Raw genomic sequence first — 9,523 nt, 5'->3', positions numbered from 1 at the left:
TGAAGTAACTTGCATGTTCGGCCTCCTTGCCGCGGGTTGCCTGGGATGTTTGATGCACCACAGGTTTACCCGTTTTTGGCATGGAGGCCGATTTCAATTTGACCGAAACTGCCTCGCGAAAACCGCGAAACTTGAACTCAGACACTCGCCCATTTCCTTGAGCGATTCGCGGACAGTCAGGTGCGTGATGCGGCCCGTCTGTATCGCGCGATACAGTTCGATCACATGCCGGTTCGTATCCGACAACCTGGCTTCTGTCGGCCCCAGATTGAGCGCCACAACGCCGCTGCCTAAGAACGGCTCAATCCAACGTCCGCGGCCATCCCATTGGATATTCGTCGCGATGAACGGAACCAGTTTCGTTTTGATCCCCTGGCATTTTATCGGCGGCACGTGGATGGTTTCGACTCGCCTGGGGAATGCTTGGCGCGTCACTTGGCAGCTTCCTTATAGGCAAGGTACGTCTTGAGATTCTTGTAAGGAGGAGTGGAGTCGATCGCCTTGGCCATGTCCTTGGTCAAGTAGAACATCCAATAGTCATTGAAAACCGCTTCTCCGTTAGGCTGCTTGGTGAAGACACCAGTGCCGTTCCTCAGCTCGTCAATGACCGTGGACGAGCCAATGTTTTTCGTATTTCCGCTGCCTGGTCTATCACTCGCGACCTTCCATTTCTCCCGCACAAAAAAATCGAACTCGCAAACGACCGACATGATGTCTGGCAATTGCTCGAGATTGTATCGCTTCTTCTCGTCGATCAGGCAAACTTGGACGAGCTCCTTTAACTCGTCCCGCTTGTCATCATCTTCCGGGCTTCCGAGCAAGGCCGCGAGGGTCTCAAGCGCGTCGGGCGACTGCTGAGCTATGTACAACCCGAGTGCTTTGCGAGCATCGGCGGTGATACTGTAGCCCGCTTTTTCCAGCTCATTTGTGGCCTTAAAGAGATCGGCCCTGGAATAGATGACGCCAAGAATGTAGTGCTTCTCGTACTCGGAATAGGGGAAACTGATGTTCTTGCGAGATGTACGGTTGCGAAAGTATCCGGTGAACGCGCCCAGCGTCATTCCGTTGACCTTATTGGGGCTCAGCCGATAAGTGCTCTTCAGATCGAGCGCGAACTTCTCGTGCCTCTTACGTCCAATGAAAGTCACGTCTGGATAATGGTTCTGGTGAGTGGCCAGGACGATTTTGAAATCGTTTGCTCTGGCGAAATCCAAAATGACCGGGAATATCATCAATTCAACGATCTTCGACACGACTTTCGTGTCCACGCTGATGGTGTAGATGTTCTTGTACACGTCGATGAATCCCTTGACCGTCCAGTCGCCTTTGTCGGTGGCCACAAGGCTGAAAAACTCGCCGAAGCGTTTCTCCAGGGCCTGCTTGAAATCCATTCCCATGAGTGAAAGTGAACAGGAGTCGTTGAGGGCCAAACGGAATTCGCACTACGTCGCCTGTCTCCAATTCAAGGCGGTAAGTGAAGACACGGGCAGGCTAACATCGCCCCAGGTGAAAGTCAACTCGGCGGAGCCGTCACGTCCGGCCGCGGTCCATAATCCGGGATGCGTCCGCCTTGACCAATCCGAGCTGCTGCAGCTTTTCGCGGCACTCGTCGCGCTCGCGGCAGCGCTTCATCTCGGACCATTCGGGCGGCTGCAACGCCAGGAAGTCGTCGAGCGTGGCCCGTCCCCGGCCGGCCCCGCACGTGCTGGAGCATCCCGTCAGCCCGGCTAATCTGACCGCCACGATCTTTCACTCGAAGCGCGGCCGCGTGATCGCCAAGGCGTTCGAGTCGCCCAGCGACGTTGCCCGCGGCCGGGCGAGGGAGATCGCCCATAGTCCCAGTCCTCGGGCGGCACAGACGATGGTCAAGGCGAAGAACAGACCGAAGGCGATGTGCAGCGAGACCAACATGCCGTACACGGCGGCCACGGCCGCGCCAAAGACAACTTGCCGTCCGGGTTGCCGCGGCGTCGTTGCGGGATCGGGGGCCATATAGAAGGTGAAGAGCACGAAAGCAATGCCGGTCATCGGCGCCAACCCTGCGAGAAGGGGCGTGCCGAACACGATCGCCCGCACTACTGCCTGTGTGGCGAACACCGTCAGCCAGGAGATGACCAGAGGTAAGCGGCGAGTGAAGCGGCCGTTGATGTAGCTGCCCAGCGCGAAGATGGCGGCCGGCAATGCCCAATCGAGGGCGCCCGAGAGGTTGGTGCTGAACTGCCATGGCATGACCAACCCCACGTCGTGCGGGAAGAGCAGCAGCGTCGCGGCAATGCCAAAGTTCGACGGATTGAAGAAGTGCCGGCTGCCGTTTCCGACCGGCGCGCGGAAGACGTGCTTCGACGCGATGGAAGCGGCTGCGGCAAAGGCGACCAGCCACAGGCGGTCGTTGAAGTAGAGCAGCATCGCCACCGCCAGCGCGGTGATGTGCGCCGGCAGCAGAAACTCCACCAGCCGGCTGAATGAACCGGCGAACCGCGGCCGCCGGCCCCGCGCCCAGGCGTCGATCGCTTCCAGCAGGATCTGAACAGAGTAGGCCGTCGCCAACGCCACCAGCGGTTGCACGTACGACTGCTCAAAGCCCAGCACCGCGTGACCTAGAATGGTGAGGGCCGTAATCGCCAGCGCGAAGCGCTGCAGCGCGGCCAAATGGTCGGCGGAGTAGTACGGTTTTTCATTCATGTTGCGTTGTCCTCGACCTGGGGCTTGCCGAGAATGACGGTGTGCCAACCGGGCGACAGGCGTAACGTGGCTTCCTGTACTTCGCCGGCCGAATCGCGCCAGCGCAGTTCGACGCGCAGCTTCTGCGGAGCCTCGATGCGGCCCAGCCCGAAATGGACATCCGGCGAGCGCTTGCCTGAATGGCCGTTGCCACCGTCCACCTGCGCCGCCAGCTTGCGACCGTCGGGTAATTGCACGCTGGCCGAGGCGCCGAGGGCGGGTCGCGTCGGGCCGCCCATGGCACTGGGATGACCTTCGTGGACCGCGAATGGGCGGCTCGGTCCGGCGCCCAGCGGCAACCGCAGGCAAAGGCCCAAAAATTGGCCTGCGTTTGGCGCCGTGTTGCGGAAAAAGTACGACGCTCGCCATTGATTCGCCAGCACCAAGTCGAGCAGTCCGTCGCCATCGACGTCGGCGATGGCGATGCCGCGGCTGTTCAGCGGTTGGTCGAATCCGATGTGCGGGCCGACGTCGTAATAGCGACCGTCGGCGGCGCGGACGAAGAAGGGATTTGTGTCGTCGCCCGCCACGTTGTCGCCCGGCTGCATGTGGGGCCAGACGTGCGGATCGCGAATCATGCGATCATTGGCAACGGCCGTCTCCTGATAGTCGGCGAAGCGGTCGGCGGCTCCCTTCAAGAATCCAGTGGCCTGGATGGCTTCCAGCGTGCCGTCGTTGTCGAAATCGGCCAGCTTGGCTTCCCACGACCAGCCGCTGCGGGCGATGCCCCAGGGCTCGCTGACGTCGCGGTACGGTGCGATTCCGGCCCGCATGCGGTCGATTTCGCCCGTGCTAAGAAACAAAAAGTTGCTTTCGTGCAAGCCATAGGCCGAAGTGATGTTGCTGACAAAGAGATCGGGCCAACCGTCGCCGTTGAGGTCGCCGCAGTCGATGCCCATGCCGTTGAAGGTGTCGCAGCCGAGCACCTTCGACATGGGTATGGTCGCCGTTCGCTCGCCTGCCAGCAACTCGAATCGCAGCCGACCCGGTTCCGACCGGTTGTGAAGCAAGCGGTCAGGGCCCCAGTCTTGCACAAAGTAGATTTCCGGCAGCAAGTCGCCGTCGAGATCGACGGCCGCCTGAGCGAACGTCCAGCCACAAGCCACATCGTGCGCCAGTACGTCGTCCGCTTCGCGAAAGAGGGCAGCACCGATCAGGCGCCGGCCGAGCTGAGAAAGCAACAGGCGGTTGCGGCCGCCATTGAACGCTCGGGAGAAGGAGTCGGGCATCTCTTCCTGACCGTCGCCGCGGGCGTCGAGAATACGCGCATGGTCGGCGAAGTAGTTGCCTAAGACGAGGTCGACGTGTCCGTCGCCGTCGAGGTCGGCCTGCGTGCAGGTGCTGGTGTACCATCGCTGGACCGGGTCGACCAGCTCGACAGGATCAAACGCCGTTGCGGAAGGTACGGCAGCGCCATCGCCGCCGTCCGTCCTGCGCAGGAACATGACCGGCGAGCGGCCCCAGTAATACGTCAACACGTCGGCCGATCCGTCCTCGTTGAAATCGCCGATGACGGTGCCCATGGGCGCGGTCGTCGTCACATCATAGGCCAAGGGAGAGGGGTGCAGCGCGAACGGCGAATAGCGCTCGCCTGTGCCGGGAACGGGCGCCACGATCACTTGGTCGATTCGCGGATCGACCAGCAGCAGGTCGTTGGCCAGGCCGTCGCCGTCCAGATCGCCCAGCGCCGCCGCTGCGCCGACAAAAGAGATTTGCCCCGAGAGATGCTCTAGGCTGGGATGCACCTGTCGCACGGTCTTTTGTTCATAGCCCGGCGGTTCCGCGAGCGGCCGTTTTTCGAAGGCAAACCGGCCGGCCAAAGCGGCGGCTTCGGCCTCGCGCAGTTTCGGCGGCTGGCTGAGATAGTAGAGCATGCCGACGATGGCGAGCGCGGCGATGGGGGTAATGAAGCGATGCATGGCAGGGTTCGAGGGTCCTCAGGCCCGGTGTTCGTGCGAATCAGCCGCCGGCGTGCCGCCCCCAGCAACGGTTTTCTCGATCGCATCCAACTGCGATTGCGCTTCGGCCACGAGTTGCGGACCATCCGCGTGGCCGAGCTGCGTAGCCAGGTTGCCACGCACGAGCAAGCTTTGCGCATATTCATATTTCGCTTTTTGCCGCTGGGCGACCGAGCAGCTTTTTTCCGCAACACGCAGCGCCTTGCGCGGCCGCCCGCGCGCGGCCAGCGCGAGAGCCAGCTCGCGCAGGGCAAGTGGATACGCGGCGGGGAAGATTCGCGTCAGCCGCACCGCCCATTTTGCCGCGCGTAAGGCGCGCCGACGCAGCACACTCGCCTGTCGCGCGTCAGTCGGCGCGACAGCCTCGGCGCGACGCCGCAAGGCGAAGGCCAGCATGGGCACGACGAGAATCGTATGGGAATTCACGCATAAGCTTTTCCGCACCATATCGGCCGCCCGCTCGAAGGCCTCGAGCGATTCTTGCGTGCGGTTATGGAACGAGTGCCATAAGCCTTCCGCCATGATGCCGTGAACGGTCGACATCACGTCGTCCGGGCGAGAGGGAAAGCAACTCCTCAGATCCTCAAACGGAAGGTTCTCCTGCGTGGCCCGTGCCCAGAGCCAACTGGAACACATTGGGCGCGAGTCGCCGATGCGGGCACTCGACTCAAACACCCAGCGCGCCTCCGCGACCGCCTGCCCGAGGTCGCCCAGACCGAAATAGCAGCAACCTCGGTGGAAACGGGCGATGTGCAACTCCCAGTAGTCGCCGGCCCGCTCGAAGGCGGCGACGGCCTTCGCCAAGTGTTCGATCCCCTGCTCGTATCGCGATGAGGCGTAATCGCCGACGCCGAAGTAGTTGTAGGTCTTCCCGCGTACCAAAAGGTCGTTGAATTGCTCGGCCGCTGCCAACCCCCGTGCGCCATAGCGGGCCGAGCGGCTCTGCCAACCGAGCATGGCCGTGAAAACGGCGTGCGTGCCATAACAAGACGCCATCTGGGGCGTCGGCGGCACTCGCTCGACGCGGTTCATCGTTGCCAAATGGCTCCACAAAAGCTTCGTCGTGCTTTGAAAGATGTAGGCGTGCGTCAAACCATCAAGCACTTTTATGGTTAGGTCAAAGTCACGATTCGTTTGTTGACGGTGCAGGCGCCCCGGAAGGCACGTGTGTACCGCTTGGATCGCCCCTTCTCTCAGCAAGGCGAGGAGCAATGTCGGCAACGTTTTCGGGACCCAGTTCCCCAAGCGGCGCAGCGACGACTCGCCGAAACGAACGCTGTCGTCGATCTTGCCGCCCTTCCAAGCCAGCTCACTTTGGAGGCCCTCGATGCGCGCCCGTTGGTGGTCGTCTTGTGCCCAGGCCGTTCCCGCCTCGAACTTCGCCGCGGCGTCTGCGTATCGACCCAAAAGCATCAGTGAATCGCCGTAACCCTCGGCGATGCGGAACCGCGTGGCCGCGGCGCTCGATTCGGCGTTTCGCTCGGCGATCGCATACTTTTGGGCAGCGACTTCGGGTGCAAACTGACGCCGCGCTTGTTCGGCCGCCAGCAAACCATAGGCCAGCGCCTGCCGCTGGGCGCCCGCGGCGTCGAAGTGATAGGCGAGATCATAAATGCGGGCGAAGCTCTTTTCAGTTCTGGCCTCGTCGCCTCGCTCAATCGACGCCGCTAGCTCGCTTGGCGCCTCGCCGGCCTCAATCACGCGGGCCAGCGAGAGGTGAAGTCCTCGCCGCTTGTCCGACTCCAATTGGCCGAGCACGGTCTCGCGAATCCGGTCGTGATAGGTGTCGACCAGCGGTTCGTCGGGACTGCCGATCAGACGAAGCAGCCGCTCCGTGCGCATGTGAGTGATCGTGGCCAATGCAGGCACATCGTAGCCCGCCGTCTTCGACACCTCGGCCAACGGCAAGGCCTGGCCCGATATCGACACCACGTCGAGCAGCGTCTCCGCTCCAGCCGGCAGCCGCGACAGCTTTTGACGCACCGCCTCGTGCATCGGCACCGGACGGAACGAGTCGCTTTCGGGATCGAAACAGCTCACCAACTCGATCAAGAGGAACGGGTTGCCGCCGGTTTCCGCGTGAATCTCCGCAGCCCGACGTCGAATCACGTCGTTGTCGCGCCCCAGCAGCGAAACCACCAATTCCCGACACTCGTCGTCCGACAGCGGCGAGACGCTCACGTCGCGATGGTCGATCGTGGCGCCGTGCTTCTTCTGCACGCTCTCCCATTCCAGCCGGAAGGGGCTTTGCTCCCATTCGTCGCTGCGAAAGCTGCCTAGAAACAGCACCGCTGGCGCCTCGGGCGGCCGCAAGACGGCAAACAGCGCCTCGGCGCTGCCCGCGTCGCCCCATTGCAGGTCGTCGGCGAACATCACGATCGGCCGACGACTGCTGAGCTTGGCCAGCAACTGTCGCAGCGCGGCGAAGGCCCGCGTGCGGACTTGCTGCTCGTCCAGCTCAACGGTCCGCGGCCGCGGCGCCTGCGCCACCACCTCCACCCGCTCCAGTACGGGAAAGAGCTGCGCCAGCAGTCCGACATCGTCGGGCAACATCAAGGCGGCTTCGGTCTTGTCGAGCGACCTGAGATGCCCGCACAAAGCGTCGATCAAGCTGTCGAGCGCCTTGAAGGGCACCGACTCGCGATCGTAACAGCGGCCGGAGAGAACCGTGGGCCGCGCCGCGCCACTGCGCAGGCCTTCCAAAAAGTGTTCCGCCAACGAAGTCTTCCCTTCGCCGGAGCGGCCGCGGATAAAGACCGTCAGCGGCTGATGTTTGGCGGCGACGGACTGGTGTGCCTCGGCCAGCGCGTGCAGTTGGGCCGAGCGGCCCACCAAGTTCGATCGCGAGGAATGGGTCACGGTCGTCACCGAGGTTTGCAAGGAAATCGCCTTGGCGATCTCTCTGGCGTCGGGCCGCGCCATGGGGTCGCGGGCCAAAAGCCGCATGGCGAGCTGCGCCAGGTCTTCCGGAAAACCGGCGTTGGCCGGCAACGGTGGCGCATCGAAGCGTTGTTTGTCCTGCAACAGCTTAAGTACCGGTCCCTCAAACGGCGGCCGGCCGGCCAACGCCTCGTAGAGCATCACGCCCACCGCGTACCAATCGGCCGCCGCCGTCACGCTTTCGCCCGCCGCCTGCTCCGGCGGCATATAGCGAGGAGTTCCTTCAATGCGGCCGGCGGTCGTCATGCCCCCATTGGCCTTCGATTCCATCACGAGACCGAAATCGAGCGCCACCACGCGGCCGTCGTGCGTGACCATCACATTCGACGGCTTGAGGTCGCGATGGATGATATGCTGGCCGTGCAGCGCCATGACCGCCGCCACAAGCTGCGCCAGTGCCGCTCGCAAGCGGTCAACATCGAGCTCCGCCACTCCCTGCGCCGTCGGTCTGTAGGAAGCGCCCTCCGTGGCGTTCCGCTGCGCCGCCAAGGCGTTTTCGCCAACGCCGTGCGGGTGGGCTGTCGAAGCGGAGGTGCCGGCAGGCGAAACGCCACGGAGGGCGTTCCCTACAGGCCTCGGCCGCACATAGCTGAGAAAATCCGTCCCCTCGATCAAATCCATCGTAAAGAACCAATGGCAGCCGTCGGCTTCCAGCGTGCCCAGGCCGATCAGGTTCGGATGGTTGACGTCGGCCAGCGCGCGAAACTCGCGCTTGAAGCGGTGCAGCCGCGAGCCATCCACGGCCGGGAGCGTCTTCAGCGCCACGCGGTCACCCCGACGCACGTGAAGGGCCTCATACACCGTGCCCATGCCCCCGCGGCCCAGTTCGCGGAGCAGCTCATACTCGCCCAGCCGCCTGGCCGCCAAGTCGGGCGCCGCTTGGGGCGCGTCCCAGGTAGTGGCCAGTCCTGCGGCGAGCGACCTTGTGCCGCCCGAAAGCGAGCCGGCGTCCAAGAATGCTTGACGGATGACGTCGGCGAATTCCGGCAGTCGGACGAGATATTCATCGGCCCGCGGCGACTGGCCCGCGGCGCGACGGCGCCGAATGTCCAAATCGAGCAGGTTGCGCAGCAAGGTCGGTTGCGCGCCGTCGGGCACGCGCCGCAAGTAGGTTTCGATCGGCCGTTGCGAGGGCGCCGCCTCTTCTTCGGCGAAGGCGCGGCAGAGTGCATTGACATCGTCGAACGACGCCGTCGCTGCCAACACGTCGAATTGCCTGGCCGCCGAGTCCACATGGCACCTGCGATTGCGACTACCTTCTTCCGCCCCCCAGATTACGGATTGCCGCATAGCTTTGCAAGGTCCGGCTCGTTGAAAACCCGGGCACGCGGCACATTGCTTACTCACCGCCATGTGGCGGACAACAGATATTCCTGCGTCGAATCTCTTGGCCAGAAAGATGCCAGGCACGACCCGTCCTGTCGCGTTTCGTCGCCCCAAGGACGCGCCGTACGGCCCCAGCGCGAAACGAGCTGCGTTCCGATTTCTCGCCCTGCGCTTGTACGGCTTTGTCCGGAAGAGTCTCCCGCTGATTGCCTAAACCGTGGTACAATGCCAAAAAGGGTCCAGCCGCTTGAGGTAGCAAAACCATGTCGCTTTTGGTCCGACCGTTGCCGGGCACCGCCCGCGACCCACTTTATCCCGACTCCGATGGGCTACCGATGGGCGAAACCGATTTTCATTTTATCGCGATCAAATACCTTTACGGGGCGCTGTCGTACTGGTTCCGGTCGCGCGACGACGTGTACGTGGCGGCGAACATGCTTCTTTACTACGAAGAGAGGAGTCCCGCCAAGAATCGCGGTCCAGACGTGATGGTCAGCAAGGGCGTCCGCGGCAAGCACCGTCGCCGTTCCTTTCGAACCTGGGAAGAGGGTGTCGTTCCCGCGGCGATCATCGAAATC

General features: G+C 62.9%; 6 protein-coding genes. 1 reads left to right on the top strand and 5 read right to left on the bottom strand.

All coding sequences use genetic code 11. The features are described from left to right. Nucleotides 1–431: 431 nt before the first annotated feature. The 5 genes from VNH11_22405 to VNH11_22385 all read right to left on the bottom strand — a co-directional run bounded on the left by VNH11_22405 (nucleotide 432) and on the right by VNH11_22385 (nucleotide 8,825). On the bottom strand, nucleotides 432–1,430 hold the full coding sequence (locus VNH11_22405; GenBank protein HVA49132.1) for a type II restriction endonuclease: 999 nt from the start codon (nucleotides 1,428–1,430) through the stop codon (nucleotides 432–434). Between the two features lie 100 nt (nucleotides 1,431–1,530). Next, entirely contained in the window at nucleotides 1,531–1,743 is a 213-nt protein-coding gene (locus VNH11_22400) for a hypothetical protein (GenBank protein HVA49131.1), read from the bottom strand. A gap of 6 nt (nucleotides 1,744–1,749) precedes the next feature. After that, nucleotides 1,750–2,682: a hypothetical protein gene (locus tag VNH11_22395; protein ID HVA49130.1), complete on the bottom strand. Its 933-nt coding sequence runs from the start codon at nucleotides 2,680–2,682 to the stop codon at nucleotides 1,750–1,752. Then, nucleotides 2,679–4,640 carry a CRTAC1 family protein gene (locus tag VNH11_22390; protein ID HVA49129.1) on the bottom strand — a complete coding sequence of 654 codons (1,962 nt, stop codon included), beginning with the start codon at nucleotides 4,638–4,640 and terminating at the stop codon, nucleotides 2,679–2,681. The genes VNH11_22395 and VNH11_22390 overlap by 4 nt, the downstream gene beginning before the upstream one ends. A gap of 18 nt (nucleotides 4,641–4,658) precedes the next feature. Continuing rightward, nucleotides 4,659–8,825: a protein kinase gene (locus VNH11_22385; protein ID HVA49128.1), complete on the bottom strand. Its 4,167-nt coding sequence runs from the start codon at nucleotides 8,823–8,825 to the stop codon at nucleotides 4,659–4,661. A 383-nt stretch (nucleotides 8,826–9,208) separates the two neighbouring features. Between VNH11_22385 and VNH11_22380 the strand changes: the two genes are divergently transcribed. Further along, a partial coding sequence (locus tag VNH11_22380; protein ID HVA49127.1) for a hypothetical protein occupies nucleotides 9,209–9,523 on the top strand: 315 nt, incomplete at its 3' end.

It is taken from the genome of Pirellulales bacterium (assembly GCA_035533075.1).
Lineage (GTDB): Bacteria > Planctomycetota > Planctomycetia > Pirellulales > JAICIG01 > DASSFG01.
This window is presented reverse-complemented; position numbering and strand designations above follow the sequence as displayed.

Excerpts from the sequence above, each read along its gene's own strand:
- VNH11_22390 (HVA49129.1), bottom strand. The coding sequence starts at position 4,640 with ATGCATCGCTTCATTACCCCCATCGCCGCGCTCGCCATCGTCGGCATG.
- VNH11_22395 (HVA49130.1), bottom strand. The coding sequence starts at position 2,682 with ATGAATGAAAAACCGTACTACTCCGCCGACCATTTGGCCGCGCTGCAG.